The sequence below is a fragment of the Bradyrhizobium brasilense genome (assembly GCF_029714345.1).
GTDB lineage: Bacteria > Pseudomonadota > Alphaproteobacteria > Rhizobiales > Xanthobacteraceae > Bradyrhizobium > Bradyrhizobium australafricanum.
Genome location: NZ_CP121669.1, coordinates 4403615 through 4422865, shown reverse-complemented (window position 1 = coordinate 4422865; position 19251 = coordinate 4403615). Strand labels below are relative to the sequence as shown.

18 protein-coding genes are annotated in these 19251 nt (G+C 64.3%); 7 read left to right on the top strand and 11 right to left on the bottom strand.

Annotation, left to right across the window (positions count from 1 at the left end):
- Positions 1–65: 65 nt before the first annotated feature.
- Together QA635_RS20740 and QA635_RS20735 are read right to left on the bottom strand one after the other, a co-directional pair.
- Positions 66–194 (bottom strand): hypothetical protein, encoded by a 129-nt coding sequence (locus QA635_RS20740; protein ID WP_283071396.1) that lies wholly within the window; start codon positions 192–194, stop codon positions 66–68.
- Complete coding sequence (locus tag QA635_RS20735; RefSeq protein ID WP_283071394.1) at positions 184–1683, bottom strand: NAD(P)H-hydrate dehydratase; 1500 nt, start codon at positions 1681–1683, stop codon at positions 184–186. The genes QA635_RS20740 and QA635_RS20735 overlap by 11 nt, the downstream gene beginning before the upstream one ends.
- A gap of 354 nt (positions 1684–2037) precedes the next feature.
- On the opposite strand from QA635_RS20735, the gene QA635_RS20730 reads away from it, so the two are divergent.
- Positions 2038–2376: a P-II family nitrogen regulator gene (locus tag QA635_RS20730; RefSeq protein WP_011441447.1), complete on the top strand. Its 339-nt coding sequence runs from the start codon at positions 2038–2040 to the stop codon at positions 2374–2376.
- 151 nt (positions 2377–2527) lie between these two features.
- Positions 2528–3937 (top strand): type I glutamate--ammonia ligase, encoded by a 1410-nt coding sequence (gene glnA / locus QA635_RS20725; protein ID WP_028333940.1) that lies wholly within the window; start codon positions 2528–2530, stop codon positions 3935–3937.
- Positions 3938–4103: 166 nt separating this feature from the next.
- Here the strand turns inward: glnA and QA635_RS20720 are convergent, their stop codons facing one another.
- Entirely contained in the window at positions 4104–4367 is a 264-nt protein-coding gene (locus QA635_RS20720) for a tautomerase family protein (protein ID WP_168855915.1), read from the bottom strand.
- A 152-nt stretch (positions 4368–4519) separates the two neighbouring features.
- Between QA635_RS20720 and QA635_RS20715 the strand changes: the two genes are divergently transcribed.
- Both QA635_RS20715 and QA635_RS20710 read left to right on the top strand, forming a co-directional pair.
- Positions 4520–5497: a GlxA family transcriptional regulator gene (locus QA635_RS20715; RefSeq protein WP_283071387.1), complete on the top strand. Its 978-nt coding sequence runs from the start codon at positions 4520–4522 to the stop codon at positions 5495–5497.
- 183 nt (positions 5498–5680) lie between these two features.
- On the top strand, positions 5681–6910 hold the full coding sequence (locus tag QA635_RS20710) for an ABC transporter substrate-binding protein (RefSeq protein ID WP_283071385.1): 1230 nt from the start codon (positions 5681–5683) through the stop codon (positions 6908–6910).
- Between the two features lie 270 nt (positions 6911–7180).
- On the opposite strand, the gene QA635_RS20705 is transcribed toward QA635_RS20710, so the two are convergent.
- Both QA635_RS20705 and QA635_RS20700 read right to left on the bottom strand, forming a co-directional pair.
- Positions 7181–8248 (bottom strand): ABC transporter substrate-binding protein, encoded by a 1068-nt coding sequence (locus QA635_RS20705; protein WP_283071382.1) that lies wholly within the window; start codon positions 8246–8248, stop codon positions 7181–7183.
- A 182-nt stretch (positions 8249–8430) separates the two neighbouring features.
- Positions 8431–10704 carry a hybrid sensor histidine kinase/response regulator gene (locus tag QA635_RS20700; protein ID WP_283071381.1) on the bottom strand — a complete coding sequence of 758 codons (2274 nt, stop codon included), beginning with the start codon at positions 10702–10704 and terminating at the stop codon, positions 8431–8433.
- 760 nt (positions 10705–11464) lie between these two features.
- Between QA635_RS20700 and QA635_RS20695 the strand changes: the two genes are divergently transcribed.
- Positions 11465–12238: a hypothetical protein gene (locus QA635_RS20695; RefSeq protein WP_283071379.1), complete on the top strand. Its 774-nt coding sequence runs from the start codon at positions 11465–11467 to the stop codon at positions 12236–12238.
- Positions 12239–12842: 604 nt separating this feature from the next.
- Here the strand turns inward: QA635_RS20695 and QA635_RS20690 are convergent.
- Entirely contained in the window at positions 12843–13613 is a 771-nt protein-coding gene (locus QA635_RS20690) for a gamma-glutamyl-gamma-aminobutyrate hydrolase family protein (protein WP_057020651.1), read from the bottom strand.
- 278 nt (positions 13614–13891) lie between these two features.
- Here QA635_RS20690 and QA635_RS20685 point away from each other — a divergent pair, with 278 nt between their 5' ends.
- Positions 13892–15028, top strand: a complete 1137-nt coding sequence (locus QA635_RS20685) for an AI-2E family transporter (protein ID WP_283071375.1) — start codon at positions 13892–13894, stop codon at positions 15026–15028.
- 7 nt (positions 15029–15035) lie between these two features.
- On the opposite strand, the gene QA635_RS20680 is transcribed toward QA635_RS20685, so the two are convergent.
- The 5 genes from QA635_RS20680 to QA635_RS20660 all read right to left on the bottom strand — a co-directional run bounded on the left by QA635_RS20680 (position 15036) and on the right by QA635_RS20660 (position 18303).
- Positions 15036–15272, bottom strand: a complete 237-nt coding sequence (locus QA635_RS20680) for a hypothetical protein (RefSeq protein WP_028333932.1) — start codon at positions 15270–15272, stop codon at positions 15036–15038.
- Positions 15273–15316: 44 nt separating this feature from the next.
- Complete coding sequence (locus QA635_RS20675) at positions 15317–16534, bottom strand: GGDEF domain-containing protein (protein ID WP_283071373.1); 1218 nt, start codon at positions 16532–16534, stop codon at positions 15317–15319.
- Positions 16535–16781: 247 nt separating this feature from the next.
- A complete protein-coding gene (gene rpsI / locus QA635_RS20670) occupies positions 16782–17258 on the bottom strand; it encodes a 30S ribosomal protein S9 (RefSeq protein ID WP_028333930.1) in 477 nt (158 codons plus the stop codon).
- Positions 17258–17722 (bottom strand): 50S ribosomal protein L13, encoded by a 465-nt coding sequence (rplM, locus tag QA635_RS20665; protein ID WP_016840522.1) that lies wholly within the window; start codon positions 17720–17722, stop codon positions 17258–17260. Before rplM ends, rpsI begins: the two co-directional genes overlap by 1 nt.
- A gap of 152 nt (positions 17723–17874) precedes the next feature.
- Positions 17875–18303, bottom strand: a complete 429-nt coding sequence (locus QA635_RS20660; protein ID WP_028340177.1) for a PaaI family thioesterase — start codon at positions 18301–18303, stop codon at positions 17875–17877.
- A gap of 70 nt (positions 18304–18373) precedes the next feature.
- Between QA635_RS20660 and QA635_RS20655 the strand changes: the two genes are divergently transcribed.
- Positions 18374–19201, top strand: coding sequence for an enoyl-CoA hydratase (locus tag QA635_RS20655; RefSeq protein WP_283071370.1), 828 nt, complete (start codon positions 18374–18376; stop codon positions 19199–19201).
- The last annotated feature ends 50 nt before the right edge of the window (positions 19202–19251 follow it).

The following is a 19251-nucleotide window of genomic DNA, read 5'->3' as shown; positions in this document are numbered from 1 at the left end:
GCGACGGTTTGAATCGTATAGGCCAGCCGGATCGATCGCAGAAACGCAAATATCTAACCAGTTGTTCAGATCATCCGATCAATGCCGTCGGGCGTGTGCAGGCCGGCGAGCCACCGCAGCGCGTCGTCGAATGCCACGCGATGCACGCGCGCGGCGACATCCATGTCGGCCAGCACCAGCCGCCTAATACTCAATCCCGAACTCGTCGTAGAGGCGGCGGAACACGGCGGGCAGCACTTCGGTGAGATCTTCCGCGATCAGGCCGGGGCCCGCCTCGCTCGCGCTCTCGCCGTGCATCCAGACGCCGATGCTGGCGGCCTCGAAGGCCGCGACGCCCTGCGCCAGGAAACCCGCGATGATGCCCGACAGCACGTCGCCGGCGCCGGCGGTGGCGAGCCAGGGCGGCGCATTGGCGGCGACGGTGGCGCGGCCGTCGGGAGACGCGATCACCGTGTCGGCGCCTTTCAGCAGCACCACCGCGCCGGAGCGCTCGGCCGCCGCGCGCACGCGCTCGAGCTTGGAGCGGCCGGGATGCTTGTTGGAAATATCGCTGAACAGCCGCGGAAACTCGCCCTCATGCGGCGTCAGCACCACCTGCTGACCGGCGCTCGACTTGATCGCCTCGAACAGCCGGTCCGGCGCGCCGGCAAAGCTGGTCAGCGCGTCGGCGTCGAGCACCAGATGCCGCTGCGCCGACAGCGCGGTGTGGACGAAGTCACGGGTCCGCGCGCTGACCCCGGTGCCCGGACCGATCACGCAGGCATTGAGGCGCTTGTCGCCAAGCAGCTCGGCGAACTGGATCGGGTTGTCGACCGCGCGCAACATCACCGCGGTCAGCGCCGCGGCGTTGACGGCGAGCGCGTCGCGCGGCGAGGCCAGCGTCACGAGGCCGGCGCCGGCGCGCAGCGCCGCGCGCGCGGCGAGCCGTGCCGCCCCGGTCGAGGCGAGATCGCCCGACACCACGACGGCGTGCCCCCGCGCGTATTTGTGGCCGTCGATCCGCGGCACCGGAAACGACCAGCGCCAGGCCTCCGGCGCATTCTCCGCGGTCAGCGGCTTGATCTCGTCGAGCACCTGCGCGGCGATACCAATGTCGGCAACGCGCACCCGGCCGCAATACATCCGGCCCGGCAGCAACAGATGCGCGGGCTTCTTGCGGAAGAAGGTGACGGTCTCGGTCGCGTGCACGGCCGCGCCCATCACGGCGCCCGATGTGCCGTTGATGCCGCTCGGCAGATCGACCGCCAGCACCGGCGTACCGTTGGCGTTGATGGCCGCGATCATCCCCAGCGGATCGCCCTTCACCGGCCGGTTGAGGCCGGCGCCGAACAGCGCGTCAACGATCAGCGCCGGCTTGCCGAGCGCCTGCGGGTTGAACGGCAGCACCGGATATTTCCAGCCCTTCGCCGCCAGCGCCGCGTCGCCCTGCAGGCTGTCGCGCTCGCAGAGCAGAATCACCGAGACCTCGCGGCCGCGCGCGGCAAGCTCGGCGGCGGCGACAAAGCCGTCGCCGCCATTGTTGCCGCGGCCCGCGACCACCACGATCGGCCCCTCCTCGACCAGGTCCATCGCGGCTTCCGCGACGGCCTGGCCAGCGCTCATCATCAGCGCGAAGCCTGGCGTTCCGGCTGCGATGGTCAGCCGGTCGGCGCGTTCCATCTCGGTCGTCGTCAGAACGTCCATGCCGAATCCTCAATCGCTTCGCCTTTTCGAGAGGCAATTCCTGTGACGTTCGTGGGGTTTCTACTGGCCGACTGCATACGGATTGATCTATTTGCCTATTTGTTAGGCTTGGATATCATAGCCCATGTGGTTCGATATCAGCCGATTGCCTGTTAAAAGGCTGATAACATTCCGAAATCGGGGACCTTAACAACTTGGCATAGACCCTGCTTTTGAGGAAGCCGCGCGCAAGGCCGCTTCATGCGACCATTGCGCGTGTTTCCGGCCACCGGCCGGAAGCCTTAAGACCAACCAGACTGCGCCCCACGCGCATCGAACTCGACCCTGCAATCTGCAATGCCCGGGAGGCGCTCAGTGAAGAAGATTGAAGCCATCATCAAGCCCTTCAAGCTCGACGAGGTGAAAGAAGCGCTCCAGGAAGTCGGACTGCAAGGCATCACCGTCACCGAGGCCAAGGGATTTGGCCGCCAGAAGGGCCATGCCGAACTCTATCGCGGTGCGGAATACATCGTCGACTTCCTGCCCAAGGTGAAGATCGAGATCGTGATCGGCGACGACCTGGTCGAGAAGGCGATCGACGCGATCCGCCGCGCCGCGCAGACCGGCCGGATCGGCGACGGCAAGATCTTCGTCTCCAACATCGAGGAAGCCATCCGCATCCGGACCGGCGAATCCGGGCTGGACGCTATTTAAGGGCGGTGCTATCCGGATTTTCTGACGGCAAAAGAGAAAAAAGGCTGCTTCGGCAGCCTGATTTCGTTTGTGTAGTCACACGAACTCGCCAAAACCGGGAATAACGTCGCTCTCCGCTGGAAACCGACCCGCACATCCATAAGGGGTATTCATGAAGACCGCCAAAGACGTCCTGAAATCGATCAAGGACAACGACGTCAAATACGTCGACCTGCGCTTCACCGATCCGCGCGGCAAGTGGCAGCACGTCACCTTCGACGTCAGCATGATCGACGATGACATCTTCGCCGAGGGAACGATGTTCGACGGCTCGTCGATCGCCGGCTGGAAGGCGATCAATGAATCCGACATGTGCCTGATGCCCGACCCGGTCACCGCGACGATCGACCCGTTCTTCGCCGAGACCACCATGGTCATCACCTGCGACGTGCTCGAGCCGACCACCGGCGAGCCCTACAACCGCGACCCCCGCGGCATCGCCAAGAAGGCCGAGGCGATGGTGAAGTCGATGGGCGTGGGCGACACCGTGTTCGTCGGCCCCGAGGCCGAGTTCTTCGTGTTCGACGACGTGCGCTATTCGGCCGAGCCCTACAACACCGGCTTCCGCCTCGACTCCTCCGAGCTGCCGATCAACTCGGCGACCGAATATGAGGGCGGCAATCTCGGTCACCGCATCCGCACCAAGGCCGGCTACTTCCCGGTGCCGCCGCAGGACTCGGTGCAGGACATGCGCTCCGAGATGCTCGGCGCAATGGCCAAGATGGGCGTCAAGGTCGAGAAGCATCACCACGAAGTCGCTTCGGCCCAGCACGAGCTCGGCATGAAGTTCGACACCCTGACGCTGATGGCCGACCATATGCAGATCTACAAGTACTGCATCCACCAGGTCGCCCACATCTACGGCAAGACCGCCACCTTCATGCCGAAGCCGGTCTATGGCGACAACGGCTCGGGCATGCACGTCCACCAGTCGATCTGGAAGGACGGCAAGCCGACCTTCGCCGGCAACAAATACGCCGACCTGTCGGAGACCTGCCTGCACTACATCGGCGGCGTCATCAAGCACGCCAAGGCGATCAACGCCTTCACCAACCCGTCGACCAACTCCTACAAACGTCTGGTCCCGGGCTATGAAGCCCCTGTGCTGCTCGCCTATTCCGCGCGCAACCGCTCGGCGGCCTGCCGCATCCCCTACACCGCGAACCCGAAGGCCAAGCGCGTCGAGGTGCGTTTCCCCGACCCGATGGCCAACCCCTATCTCGGCTTCGCCGCGATGCTGATGGCCGGCCTCGACGGCATCAAGAACAAGATCGATCCGGGTCCGGCGATGGACAAGGACCTCTACGATCTGCCGAAGGAAGAGCTGAAGCAGATCCCGACCGTCTGCGGCTCGCTCCGCGAGGCGCTCGAGAGCCTCGACAAGGATCGCGCATTCCTCAAGAACGGCGGCGTGTTCGACGACGACTTCATCGACGCCTATATCGAACTGAAGATGACCGAGGTCGCGCGTTTCGAAATGACCCCGCACCCGGTGGAATTCGAGATGTACTACTCGCTGTAAATCTTACGGCACCGACGACATGCGAAAGGCGCTTCCACCGGAAGCGCCTTTTGTTTTTGGGTGAGAACGGTACGTAGGATGGGTAGAGCGAAGCGAAACCCATCGCACCGGTGCAAGCCTTGAGATGATGGGTTTCGCTTCGCTCTACCCATCCTACGCAGGACGGTTACACCTTCGCCTTGGCGAGCCGCCGTCCGCCGGCGTCGAGCGCGCCGAATTTGCCGGCGATCATGTCGGGCGTCGGGATCATGCCGCCGAGCGACCAGCTCGCCGGCTCGCCCTCCTCGATCTTGACCCAGACGTTGCGGCGGAAGTCCGGGTTACCCTGCCCCTCGATCTCGACCATGAGGTCGGTGACGCGCTCCAGCAGCGCCTGCTTCTGCGCGACATCGAAGATACCGCGGACGGTGGAAATGGTGACGTAAGGCATGGTCTCTCTCCATTGCTGAGGGTGTGACAACGCAGCGAAGATGGACCGGCACGGCACTATCAGGCAGTGGCCGATCGGACAGAGATCGGGCAATATCTGCCACCGCCCGATTGCGCTGATCGGCTAGCATGACGGCAAATTCCGGAGGTCCCATGAAGCTTGCGATCCTCGCGCTGGAAGGCTGCATGCAATCGGCGGTCGCCGGCATCGCCGACATCCTCACCCTCGCCAACCATGTGATGCAGCTGCGCGGCGGCAAGGCGCGCTTCAACTGGCAGACGCTCTCGCTCGACGGCAAGGCGGTGCGCGCCGGCGGCGGCAAGTTGCTCGCCGTCGATGGCGCGGTGGGCAGGCGGACGGCGTGCGACGCGATCATCGTGCCGGGCAGCCTGGTCGATCATCTCACCGCCGAGCGCCTGCAACCGCAATATGACCGTGCCGGCGCCTGGCTGCGCCAGCAGCATGCCAGCGGCCGGTTGATCGGCGCGTTCTGCAGCGGCGTGCTGCTGCTCGCCAATGCCGGCCTGCTCGACGGCCGCCGCGCCACCATCACCTGGTGGCTGCAGAGCGAACTGCACCGACGCCATCCCAAGGTCGATCTCGCCGGTGATGCCGTGATAACGCAGGCCGATCGCCTGGTCTGCGCCGCCGGTCCGATGTCGTGGGTCGATCTGTTGCTGCGGCTGATCGAGCTTGTCGAAGGCGCGGAGGTCGCAAAGGTCTGCGCCGACTATGCGGTGATCGACACCGCGCAGCGCACCCAGGCGATCTTCATGCCGCTCGGCTACATGCTCGGCCAGGATCCGCTGCTGATCAAGGCGGACATGCTGGTGCGCCGCACCGGCAAGGCCCCGATCACGGTGCGCGGCCTCGCACACGCGCTCGGCCACAGCGAACGCACGCTGAACCGCCGCTTCCGCGAACTGACCCACGAGCCGCCGCAGGCCTTCATCATGCGCCGCCGCGTCGAGCACGCCCGCACGCTATTGGAAACAACGGCGCAGCCGATCAAGGCGATCGCCCGCGCCACCGGCTATGAGGACGAGAGCAGCTTTCGAAAAGCCTTCCGCAAGCTAACGCTGACGTCGCCCCAGGCCTATCGCGCGCAGCGATCGATGCGCGCGGCCTGATCGCAGGAAGCCCGGAAGACTACGGTCAGCAACGCTGACGAACCTGATGACGTGATGCGAACCGCACACAAGGTTGTGTTTCCGGGATCGACAACGCCTGGGCTCGGGTGTTCACTGCCGGCAAGGACCCGAAAGCGGCCTCCGATAAGACACGCAATCATTTTCTGCATGGGGAGAAACGAGATGTCTTTCGTCGCTCGACGAATGGCGGCGCTTTCGACCGCCATCACCATTCTCGCTGTCTGTGCTGGCAGCGCATTCGCCCAGAAGAAATACGACAGCGGCGTAACCGATACCGAAATCAAGATCGGCAACATCATGCCCTATAGCGGGCCGGCATCCGCCTATGGCACCAGCGGTCGGGCCCAGGCGGCCTATTTCCGCAAGATCAACGCCGAGGGCGGCATCAATGGCCGCAAGATCAATTTCATCTCCTACGACGACAGCTACAGTCCGCCGAAGACGGTCGAGCAGGCGCGCAAGCTGGTCGAAGGCGACGAGGTCTTGCTGATCTTCGCCTCTCTCGGCACGGCATCCAACGGCGCGATTCAGAAGTACATGAACGTGAAGAAGGTGCCGCAGCTGTTCATTCAGACCGGTGCCACCAAGTGGAACGATCCGCAGAACTTCCCGTGGACCATGGGCTGGCAGCCCAGCTATCAGAGCGAGGGACGGATCTACGCCAAGCACATATTGAAGGAAAAGCCGAACGGCAGGATCGCGGTCCTCTACCAGAACGACGATTATGGAAAGGACTATCTCAAGGGCCTGAAGGACGGCCTCGGCGACAAGGCGACGTCGATGATCGTCATCGAGGATGCCTATGAGGTGGCCGAGCCGACCATCGACACGCACATCGTCAAGATGAAATCGATGAATGCCGATGTTTTCGTCGACATAGCCACACCGAAATTCGCGGCGCAGGCCATCAAGAAGACGGCCGAGATCGGCTGGAAACCGCTGCACATCCTCAACTCGGTCGGCTCCTCGCTCGGCGCCGTGATCCAGCCTGCCGGCTTCGAGAACGCGCAGGGCATCATCTCGGTGGCCTACCTGATGGATCCGCTCGATCCGCAATGGAAGGACGACCCCGGCATGAAGGCGTTCGACGAGTATCTCTCCAAATATTTTCCCGAAGGCAATCGGGCCGACAGCCTGATTATGACAGGGTACAATGCCGCCCAGACACTGGTTCAGGTGCTGAAGCAGTGCGGCGACGATCTCACGCGCGCCAACGTGATGAAACAGGCCGCCAACCTGAAGGCCTTCCGGACCACCAACCTGCTTCCCGGCATCACGATGAACACCAGCCCGATCGATTTCGCGCCGATCAAGCAGATGCAGCTCAGACGACTCAAAGGCGAGCGATGGGAGCTGTTCGGGCCGATGCTCAGCGCGGAAGTGGGAGGTTAGCCGACCGCAGCCCCTCACTGCGCCGCCCGGCTGTCCGAGCGCTATCCGCGTCATTGCGAGGAGCTCGCGACAAATTGCAAAGCAATTTTGCGCTGAAGCGACGAAGCAATCCACCTCTCCGCGTATCCGGAAGGATGGATTGCTTCGCTTCGCTCGCAATGACGCTAGTAGCCTTGGATCTGTAGGATGGGTAGAGCGCAGCGAAACCCATCATCTCGCGCCTGCACGGGGGCGATGGGTTTCGCTCTACCCATCCTACGGAGCCTTGAACTACACCCGGAACAGCTTCGCGTACCTCGCCTTGATCTCCTCCGACTGCACCTGCACCTGGGCCGGATCGGCCTTGAGCATTTTCAGTTTGTCGAGTGGCACGTGCCCGGCCTTCTCCTTCACCTTGACGTGGAACGAGCGGTGCGCGAATTCGTCGGCCAGCATCTGCTGCGTCTCGGCGCTGAAGAAGTAGCTCTGGAACAGCCGCGCCGCATTCGGGTTCGGCGCGTTCTTGAAGATGCCGCTCGGGACGATGATCAGCGGCGCGCCCTCGGCCGGATAGACCACCTCGACCGGCTTGCCCTGATCCTTGGCCAGCACGAGGTTGTAGTCGTTACCGTCGGCCATCACCGCGCGCTCGCCGAGCAGGATCTTCTTCGGCGGATCGGCCGCCGACTGCACCTGCATCACGCGCTGTTGCGAAAGCTTCTCCAAATACGGCCAGCCGAGGTCGCGTGCCAGCACGAAGGTCGCGGTCATGATCGCGCCGGAATAGCTCGGGTGGCCCTTGACGATCTTGCCGCGCCACTTGGGATCGAGCAGGTCGGCGTAGCTCTTTGGCGCCTCCTCGCGCCTCACCTGTTCGGTGTTGTAGCCGATCACCTCGAACCAGGCGCAGGACGTCGCCGAGGTGCCGTCGGGATCGATCTGGTCGGCCGGAAAATGCCTGGCGACGTCCTCCGGCACATAGACCGCGAGCCAGCCGTTCTTCTTCCAGTCGAGGTAATGCGCGGGATCGGTGGAATTGGCGACGTCGACGGCGTTGATGCCGCTGCCCTGCTCCTGGGCGATACGCTGGAAGATGCGTTCGGCGCCGGAGCGCTCGACGCGGACGCTGATCCCGGGATATTTCTGCTCGAAGTCACGCGCGAGACGCTCGGCCGTGTTCAGTTCCAGCGCGCTGTAGAACGAGATCTTGCCTTCCTTCTTGGCGGCTGCGATCAACTCCGGCGTCACGGCTTCCGCCGGCGGCGCCGCCGCGCGCAGCGGCTCCGCGAACACCATGCCGGCGGCGGTGGCCGCCGTCACCTTGAGCCAGTCGCGCCTCGACCATTTGCGGTCCTGCATTCCATACTCCCTGAAATCGGGCCGTTGACCGGCCGCGCCTTGTCGCGGGAGCTTAGCGCGTAGGATGGGTAGAGCGAAGCGAAACCCATCAAATAGCGAACAGATCAGGGATGATGGATTTCGCGCAGTTTATCATCGGGCCGCGCGTTGCGGACCCGGTGGCATCCAGGCCACACCACGGTCTACGTCTTCCCCGGCGGATTCTCGCGCAGGAAGCGTTCGAGATCGGGCTGCACGGAATAAGGCTGTGGAACCGGATCGCCCTGAAAGTCGACCTGAAGATCAAGGCAGCGCCGCAGCATCCGCGCCAGTTCGCCGCGCCGATAGGGCTTGGTGAGCAGCGGAATGCCGTGGCCGCCGCGCCCCTGCTGCGCAGGCAGCACGCCGTCGCTGTAGCCCGAGGTGAACAGCACCCGCAGTGCCGGGCGCCCCGCCATCAGTGTCTCCGCCAATTGCCGGCCGTTCATGCTGCCGGGCATCACGATATCGGTGAACAGAAGGTCGAACGCGGTGCCGCGGTTGACGATTTCGAGCGCAGCGTCCGCGTTCGCCGCAACCAGTACGTTGTAGCCGAGGCTTTCGAGCTGGCCCGTGACATAGTCTCGGATCGTAGGGTCGTCCTCCACGCACAGGATCGTCTCGTCGCCGCCCCTGACGGGCAGATCGTCCTCCTCCGCCGCACGCTGTGCGGTGCCGTCGGCCTTCGGCAGATAGATCCTGAAGATGGTGCCGCGCCCCTGCTCGCTCTTGACCTCGATACCGCCGCCGCTTTGCTTGACGAAGCCGAACACCATGCTGAGCCCGAGCCCGGCGCCCTGCCCGACCTCCTTGGTGGAAAAGAACGGATCGAAGATCTTCTCCAGATGCGTCGGCGAAATGCCGGTGCCGGTATCGGTCACCTCGATCACGAGATGATCGCCGGCGCGCTCGACGCCGCACGCCACGGCGTCGGGAATCCCGAGCTGGATGTTGCGGGTCGCAAAGGTCAGCGTGCCGCCGTCAGGCATGGCGTCGCGCGCGTTGATGGCGAGATTGACCAGCGCGGCACCAAGCTGGCTGCGGTCGACGAAGGCGAGCCAGGCGTTGCGGCCGAGCTCCGTCCTGATCTCGGTCTGCGAGCCGAGCGTCTGCGACAGCAGCCGGACCACCTCGCCGACCAGGTCGTTGACGTCGGTCTCGCCGGGCTGCAGCGGTTGCTTGCGCGCGAATGCCAGGAGGCTCGAGGTGAGCTGCGCGCCGCGATCGGCGGCATCGCTGATCAGCTTGGCGATTGCGGCGAGTTGCGGGTTGTCCTTGACGCCGTCGGCGAGGATCTCGATCGTGCCGGTGATCACGGTCAGCATGTTGTTGAAGTCGTGCGCGATGCCGCCGGTCAGCCGCCCCAGCGATTCCGACTTCTGCGCCTGGATCAACTGCTCCTCGGCGATCCGGCGCTGGCTGACGTCCCTGACAAAGGAATTGATGATCCAGCCGTCACCGCGGCGCAGCGCGTTGAGGGACACCTCGACATAGAACCGGTGACCGTCGCGGTGCAGGCACGCCGTTTCATAGCGCATGCCCATGCCGCCGGCCGCGGTCTCCTGCAGGAAGCGGGTGATCCGCTGCCGGTGCGCGAGGCGCAGTTCCTCCGGAAACACCAGTTCGACCACCCGATAACCGACCGCCTCGGAGCGCGTCCAGCCGGTCAGCACCTCGGCCTGCGGGCTCCAGTCGAGAATGACGCCGTCCTGGTCGGTCTGGACGAAGGCGTCGAGCGCGGTCCTGACGATGGCTTGCGCCATCTGCTCGCTCTCGACCAGCGCCTGGTGTGCCCGACGCTGCGCGGTGACGTCGTGCAGCACGGCGACCGCGCCCCGCAGATTGCCGGTATCGTCGCGCAGCGGCCGCGCGTTGACGACAAGGAAGACGGCCGGTTGCGACGGTTGCGGTTTGACGATCAGCTCGAAATCGTCGACGTCATCGCCGCGCAGCGCACGCGCCATCGGCGTGTCCGGGATCGGCATCACGGTGGTGCCGTCGGCATAATAGTTCTGGAAGGTGCGAACGCCGGTCAGGGTATCAAAACCGGGTTCGACACTGTACAGCCGTCGCGCCGCGGCGTTGACGATCACGATCATCCCGTGCTCGTCGGCGACCACCACCGGATCGCGGATGCTCTCGACGGTCTTCTCCAGCAGGTGCTGCCTGCTGCCCATCTGCGCCGACAATTCGGCAAGCGTCGCCGCGAGCTGAGCGGTCTCGCCGTCATCGCTTGAGCCGAGCGAGACCTGCTGGCCGCGCGACAGCGCCTCCGCCGCCCGCACCAGCTGGGCGGGCGTCCTGGACAGCGATCTCGCAATCACCTCAGCCGTCATCAATACCACCGCAACCGCGCCACCCGCGAGCAGAACGCCCGGCCAGGTCACGCCATGGATGAAGCCCAGCGCGAGCAGGAGCGCGGCGACGGGAAACAACATCCCCATCGCCAGACGGCCCGACAAATTCATCCCGACCAACCCCTCGTGTCGGCTGCACCCGAAAATGGAAAAGGAAAAGCAGTATTCGGAAAGGGTCGTCGGCGCCGGAGCAAATATCCCTGTTGCTTAGCCGAGTCCGGCGCCGCAATCCGCCACTTTCGTATCCGTATTAGTACGGAGGAAGGCCGATTCCGGCGCACGCGCAATACCGGAAGTATAGCTGCGACCTGTCGACCAGCGGTACATCTCGCCGGCAGCACAACTCAACATACCGAGAATTCGCAGGAGGGCCCCGGAGTACATGTTTGGCGCCGTGGTCAGCCGTCGGCCGAACGCGCCAGGCGGGATGCCGACATGGTCGCTCGCCAAACATGGAACACTCCCGCGTTTCAGGGTCCAGCCCAGCCCTCGCCCGTGCTTGGCGACGCTCTCAACGCCGACTTACGACACCTCGAAGTAACGTGCCTTGGCTGCGAGACGCATCGTGAGACGGCCGAACAGGACCTCGATCCACGAGCTCGAGCGCCCCATTGCAAGCAGTGTTCCCGATTGCGGACGAACAATATCTCGGCCAAAATCGTCGGGACAGTTCAGGAAGGATGAGCTTACAAAAAGAGAGACGATGTGACGTGCAGGCCGCATCCTCATCCCCCGTAGGCTTAAGCTGCAAATACCCATCTGGGTCCCGTTGAATGTTAGCGCGCCGAAGAGCGGATCTGCTCTCAAGGCGGGCGACCTTGCATTTGATACGGAGCACAAAATGGATTCCATGCTGAATGACAGGGTCGCGGAAGGGCGGCTCGTGAGCTTGGAAGAGCAGCTTTCGAACCTCGCGCGCGAAGCAGGAGTCAGCCCTTCCGGCCCGCCGACCGGCAAGAAAGCGTTTCACGCGCCGCTGGAAGCGGTTCATCGATTGGCGGATTGCCGCCACCTTGCCATTGTCGGTTCCGTGCTGGCAGCTTGCATAGGTGGCGCTGCTTGGTGGTGGTCGTCACCCAGCGATACGGCGATGGTGGCCTCCCCTGGCCACTCCTCACCTCCTGCGCAAACCCCGCCGAAAGACGTTGCGCCGACTGCCGCCGCACTTTCTTCCGACTTGGCGCAGCAGCTTCAACCGATGGCGCGCGATCTCGCTGCCTTGAGGCAAGCGGTCGAACAGCTTGAGGCGAGGCAAGAACAATTGGTCCGCGACCATAAAAATGTCGCAAGCCAACTCGAGGCGAGCCAAGCAGAAATGGCACGCAGCAAAGATATCATCGACCAGATCAAGGCGACCCAGAATCAGATGGCGCGCGAAAGCGAGACGGTCACCGAGCGGCTCAACGCAAGCCAGGAACAGCTGGCCGGTGTCATCGCCAACGCCGCCGAGCCAAAGGTAAGCCCCGAACAGCCAACGGTAGCCCCGGAAATACCACTGCCGCGTCCGCGGCCGTCGACCGATGTTGCCCAGGCGCGCAAACCGGCGCCAACCCCGACGCGGCCGCACGCCACCAGCAAACCGCAACCGCCGGCATGGCCATGGTCAGTGCGCTAATGCCGTGACGTGCTGCTTCCTGCGTGCCGTCGACGCGGCAACGGCCGATACCTGCACTTTGCGATCAACGAAGCAACACGATCAACGAAGCAACACGAAGAGGCCGCTGGCGCTGGTCAGCGGCCTCTTGAACCTGATCTTAAATGAACGTCTTGGTGGTAAAATCTTTGCCTCAGGTCCGCCGTTATTAGACTGGGAATTTGCCACACAGTGAAGCCCCAACAGGTGCGATGCTCAACGGAACTCTTGTGACGTTGCGGGGACAACACACTTTGCGTTCATGACGCCCTGAGTGGACGATCTACTCGCCTGCCGCTCGGATCCCATGGATTGCCTAAAGAAAGCCCTGCGTCTTTCATGGCTTCCCGAACCGAGGTTCGACAAACCGACCCGACGGACAGGCGACGCCACACCTTCGGTGTCGTCCCTGCGAAAGCAGGGACCCATAACCACCGACGGTCATTGTTGAGCAGTGCCGCAACGACAAGTCCCGTCCACAACAACCGCCGCGGAGCATGGGTCCGTGCTTTCGCAGGGACGACAGCGCGTTTTCCGGAGACGACGTCGTGATTAGACGCGCAGGGACGGTGGCGGTGAAACCGTCCTACGCCGCCCGCCGCCGTTCGCGCAGCGCGTCGCCGAAGGCTTCGAACAGGGCGCGGTTGATCGGATTGCGCTGCGGATCGTATTCGGCGTGCCACTGCACACCCAGCGCAAAACCCGGCGCATCGGCGATGCGGATCGCCTCGATGGTGCCGTCCTCGGCGATGCCCTCGATCACGACGCGCTTGCCGGGCTCGAGGATGCCCTGGCCGTGCAGCGAATTGACCCGAATGGTCTCACGACCAAGTATCTTCGCGAACGCGCCGCCCGGCGTCAGCGCGACGTCGTGACGGTCGGCGAACACAACGGTCGGGTCAGGATGGATCTCGCCGTTCTCCAGCCGCGGCATCCGGTGGTTCATGCGGCCGGGAATCTCGCGGATCTCCGGATGCAGCGAGCCGCCGAAGGCAACGTTCATCTCCTGCAGGCCGCGGCAGATGCCGAAGATCGGCACACCGCGCGCGACGCAGGCTTCCGACAGCGCCAGCGCAACGTCGTCGCGGTGGATGTCGTAGGGCTCGTGGGCGGCGCACGGTTCGGTATTGAAGCGGGTCGGATGAACATTGGCGCGGGCCCCGGTCAGCACCACGCCGTCGACCACGTCGAGCAAGGCACTGACCTCGGTGATTTCGGGGCTGCCGGCGAACATCAGCGGCACCGCGCCCGACACCTCGGCAACCGCGCGAAGGTTGCGCTCCCCGACCATCTGGACTGTGAAACGATTTTCGATGCGATGGGCGTTTCCGATCACGCCGACCACGGGCCGTCTCATTATTGAAGTCTCGCGCAATGATTCTTCTAAGTTTGCGACGTTGCGGAGACGATCATGCCTTCGAGTTCCCGCCGGATCAACTGTCTATATCTGCACAGGGGGGCTTGCAGTCCTGCACAGATTCGCACCCCTCGGGACCCAAAGCCGGCCAGATGCCCACCGATCGCGCCCGGCCCCGCACCCCGTCAGCGGCGAACCGGCACGGCCCCGCCAGCTTGATCCCGGCGGGGTTTTCGCCAAAGACTGCTCGAAACACCGTCGCGAAGGGGGAATCACCCGTGACAGACTCGGCTGACAATCGCCTGCAAGCCCGCAACGACTTGGCATGGGCGATCGCCGTCGGCGGCATCGGCGTGGTGCTGTTCGCCGCCCTGCTGACCTTCGCCTGGCATTTTGCCGCGACCCTGTTCCTGCTGTTCGCCGGCATGCTGCTCGGGGTCGCCCTCAATGCCATGACCACCCTGCTCGGCCGGCTGACCAAGCTGCCCCACGCGTTGCGGCTTGCGATCGTCTGCCTGGCGATGGCCGGGCTGCTGTCCGGCATCGTGTTCCTCGGCGGCACCACGATCGCGCAGCAGGCCACGGTGCTGAGCAACACGATCAAATCGCAGCTCGGCAGCGTCAAGGACTTCCTCGAACAGCACGGGGTCGACACCAGCTATCTCGATTTCACCAATGCCGCGGGCGAGGCGAAGGGCGAAGGCACCGCCGTGACGACGACAACGACGACGCCCCCATCGTCGCAGTCCCACGGCATCCCCGGCGCCGGCGCGCTGGCCTCAAGCGGCGGCGCCATCATCAGCCAGACGCTGAAGGTGCTGCTCGGCACCGTCAGCGTCGTCGGCAACTTCTTCATCGTGCTGTTTCTCGGGCTCGCCTTCGCGGCCCAGCCCAGCATCTACCGCGCCGGCCTGTTGTTCATCGCGCCGGCGAAGTACCGCGCGCAGGCGACCGTCATCGTAGACCGCATCGGCGAGACGCTGGAGCGCTGGCTGATCGCGCAGATCATCACGATGACGGCGGTGTTCCTCGTCACCTGGATCGGGCTTGCCATCATCGGCATTCCGAGCTCGTTCATCCTCGGCATCCAGGCCGGCCTGCTCGCCTTCATCCCGACGGTCGGCGCGATCCTCGGCGGGCTGATCGTGGTGCTCGCGAGTCTGGCGACCGGATGGATCGCGGCGCTGTCGGCCTTCATCCTGTTCCTCGGCGTCCATGCGCTGGAAAGCTACGTGCTGACGCCGATCATCCAGCGCCAGGCGCTCGACATCCCGCCGGCCACGCTGTTCGCGTTCCAGATCCTGCTCGGCGTCGTGTTCGGCATCTGGGGGCTGGCGCTGGCGCTGCCGCTGATGGCGATCGCCAAGGTGATGATCGACCACTTCAAGACGGAGGATCCGGTGCGGGCCGCGTGACCGCACGTCAGGAGAGCAGCAGCACCGTTCCCGCGACCATCAGCATCACGCCGGCCAGCATCACCATCGGCCAGCGACTCTTCGGCGGCTGGTATCGCCCCTGCGCGCGCCGTTCGGCGATCAGCGCGGTCTCGTATTCATGGGAGTCCGAGAACAGGCAGGCGAAACCGCTACGCGCCGAAACCGCGTCGGCTTCGAGCGACATCAGGGCTGACTGAGGATTGCGGGTGCGGATCGACTCCATGCCCGAAAGCATGGGATCGAACGGTTAATCACTCGTTACCGCACTCATGCCCGGACGCTCGCCGGCTTTTGCCGCGCCGAAGCCGGCAGGCCCGCGGTCTTGCGCCGCCAGTTCTCCAGCGAGAGCGGCAATTCCTCCGCCGCCTCGACGCGGTTGCGGCCGCCGCGCTTGGCCTGGTAGAGCGCGGTGTCTGCCGAGGCCAACAGCACCTCGAGCTCGGTGCCGGCGGGGCCGCCGGCGACGCCGATGCTGACCGTGGTGTCGACCGCGCCTTCCTCGCAGGTGATGTTGCTGTTCTCGAAGGCTTCGCGCACGCGCTCGGCGACCAGTACACCTTCCTCCAGCGAGCACGGCAGCAGCGCCGCGAATTCCTCGCCGCCGATCCGGCCCGACAGATCGCTGATCCTGAGGCTGTTGACCACGACAGCGGAGAACAGCTTCAGGATCTCGTCACCGGCGGGATGGCCGAAGCGGTCGTTGATCGACTTGAAGTGATCGATGTCGAAGATCATCACGGTGACCGGCCGGCCGGCAATGGACTCGCGCTCGATCACCCGGGCGCAGGCCTCGGTGAAGCCGCGGCGGTTGAGCATGCCGCTCAGGGGGTCGATCGACGCTGCCGTCTTGTGCACGGCCACCGCGCGGTCCGACACCATCATGAAGATCACGAACACCGTGCCGATCGCGTACAGCACGAGTTCGATCGAAAACAGCGTGACCCAAAAGCTGGAGACGAAATTCTGGCCGTTCAATCGCAGCAGGTCGCCGACCAGGATCGGCAGCATCAGGACGCAACCGTGCGCGACCGGGATGACGATCGCAAGCCAGCGCCGTTGCATCGCGCGGCGGCGCTCGCTCCACAGTTCTGATGCGGTCAACGCGGCGTAGATCGCGACGATCCCGGCGCCGATCGTCAGGCGCATCGCGGGATCCTCAACCGTCGTCACCGCCCCGATCCATGCGATCGGGCCGAGCACGAGGCCCAGCAAATTGGCCTTGCGGCCGTGGAAAATGCGCGCGGCATTCCAGACCAGGCCGCAGGCGGCGAAGCCGATCGCATTGAAGCCCAGCAGAACCATCGGATCGAGCGTCGAACTACCGACCGTCCAGACCGCAACCGAGGCCGCGCCGAGCAGATAGGCGGTGCCCCACCATTTCAGCGCGGAAATGTTCTCCTGCCTGCCGAACAACCAGAGCATGGCGCCGAGCATGCCCGCGACCATGGTGGCGAACAAATAAAGTGTCGATGGATCGAACGACATAAACTCACCCCAGCCCGGTGATGCAACGTTCGCAGGCGCAAATAAATACGGTGATGCAGCGCCACTGCGAGCCCGCAAGCTAGAAGGTGCGAGTTCCAATTTCGTTTGCACGCACACGCAAGTTTTCATGAAAAACTGCGCTAATTCGCGCCGAAGCATCGCCGGTCGGACGCAGCAAAAAGGGCGCCTCGCGGCGCCCTCTGCAACTCGATGCCCGCGGCAATTGCCGCGAATTTTAGAACTCGAATTAGCGCTTCGAGAACTGGAAGGACTTGCGGGCCTTCGCCTTGCCGTACTTCTTGCGCTCGACCGAGCGGCTGTCGCGGGTCAGGAAGCCGCCCTTCTTGAGGACGCCGCGCAGCTCGGGCTCGAAGTTGGTCAGCGCCTTCGAGATGCCGTGGCGGACAGCACCGGCCTGGCCGGAGAGACCGCCGCCGGCGACGGTGCAGATCACGTCGTACTGGCCGTTACGGGCGGCAGCGACCAGCGGCTGCTGGATCATCATGCGCAGCACCGGGCGGGCGAAGTAGACTTCGAACTCGCGGGTGTTGACCGAGATCTTGCCGGAGCCCGGCTTGACCCAGACGCGGGCGACCGCGTCCTTGCGCTTGCCGGTGGCGTAAGCGCGGTTGTACTTGTCGACCTTCTTGACGTATTTCGGCGCGTCGGGAGCGGCCGGCTTGACCTGCGAGAGCTGGTCGAGGGACTGCAACGTATCGGACATTATGCGGCCCTCGTGTTCTTGCGATTCAGGGAAGCGATATCGACCTTCTCGGGGCTCTGCGCTTCATGCGGATGATCGGCACCCGGATAGACGCGCAGATTGCCCATCTGCATGCGGCCGAGCGGACCACGCGGGATCATGCGCTCGATCGCCTTCTCGACGACGCGCTCGGGGAAGCGACCCTCGAGGATCTGCTTCGCGGTGCGCTCCTTGATGCCACCGATGAAGCCGGTGTGCTTGTAGTAGGTCTTCTGGTCGCGCTTGCGACCGGTCAGCACCACATGCGCGGCGTTGACGATGATGACGTTGTCGCCGCAATCGACATGCGGGGTGTAGGTGGGCAGGTGTTTGCCGCGCAGGCGCATCGCGACGAGCGTGGCGAGACGACCGACGACCAGACCCTTGGCGTCGATCACGACCCACTTCTTCGTCACTTCGGCGGGCTTGGCCGAGAACGTGCTCATGTGTGAAATCCGTGAAAAAGAAATCGGCGCCGTATGCGCCGAACTGGCAGCTTTCTAGAGAAGCCGCGATCTCGCGTCAACGCCCACGCGCTCAAATTACATCAGAAAAAACAATGGTTTGCAAATATGGTGCAATAATACCATAGAAAAGCCTATTGATTTGGAATGGAATAGGTCGCCGTGACATGGGCAATGGGATCGGGAGACGAGCCGGACAGCAGGTTGACCTCGCCGACCGCGAGCCGCTTGCCGAGCTTGAGCAGCCTCGCCACCGCGAGCACGTCCTGCCCCGGCTGGCCCTTGCGCAGGAAATTGATGTTGAGGTTGGTGGTCACGGCAAGGCCGACCGGCCCGATCGCCGACAGCAGCACCACGTACATCGCGAAATCCGCCAGGCCCATCAGGGTCGGCCCGGACACCGTTCCGCCCGGCCGCAGCATGCGCTCGCTGAAGCGCTGGCGCAGCAGGGCCGTCTCGCCGTCGGCGCTTTCGATCCGGACATCGTCGTGGACGAACGCCTGCGGGAATTCCCTCCGCAGGAACTCCTCCACGTCAGCCACGCTCATTTTCGCAGTCGCCATGCCGTCCCTGCCCTCGCTTCAGCCTGCCTGTTACATTAAGTTGTCACAGAGACCAAAGTGGAATTTCAGCATGTCCGCCCAAGCCGCCCGCGCCGAAGCGCCGCAACACCAGCCGATCCTGCTGCGCGAGACCGTCGGCAGTATCGCGCTACTGACGCTCAATCGCCCCGGAGCGCGCAACAGCCTCTCCGAGGGCCTGATCGCCGAGCTGCACGCCGCCCTGAACGATGTCGGCGGCGACAAGCGCATCCGCGCCGTCGTGCTCGCCGCCAACGGCCCAGCGTTCTGCGCCGGCCACGACCTCAAGGAACTCACCGCGCGCCGTAGCGATGCCGACCGCGGCCGCGCCTATTTCGCGCAAATCATGAACGCCTGCAGCGCGATGATGCAGGCCATCGTGCGCCTGCCGAAGCCGGTGGTCGCATCCGTCCAGGGCATCGCCACCGCGGCCGGCTGCCAGCTCGTCGCAAGTTGCGACCTCGCGGTCGCCTCCGAAGCGGCGGCGTTCGCGACGCCGGGCGTCGACATCGGGCTGTTCTGCTCGACGCCGATGGTGGCGCTGTCGCGCAACGTGCCGCGCAAACAGGCCATGGAGATGCTGCTGACCGGAGAGCCGGTCTCGGCAGCAACGGCGCAGAGCATCGGCCTCGTCAACCGCGTGGTATCCGCTGGCACCGAACGCGACGCCGCGATCGCGCTGGCCGAGAAGGTCGCGCTGAAATCGGCCTACACCGTAAAGCTCGGCAAGGAAGCGTTCTATCGCCAGGCCGAGATGAACCTCGCCGATGCCTATCGCTTCGCCGCCGAGGTGATGACCGAAAACATGATGGCGCGCGACGCCGAGGAAGGCATCGGTGCCTTCATCGAGAAGCGCGATCCGAAGTGGCAGGACAAGTGACGACCTGAGGTCGTCATTCCGGGATGGTGCATTAGCACCAGACCCGGAAT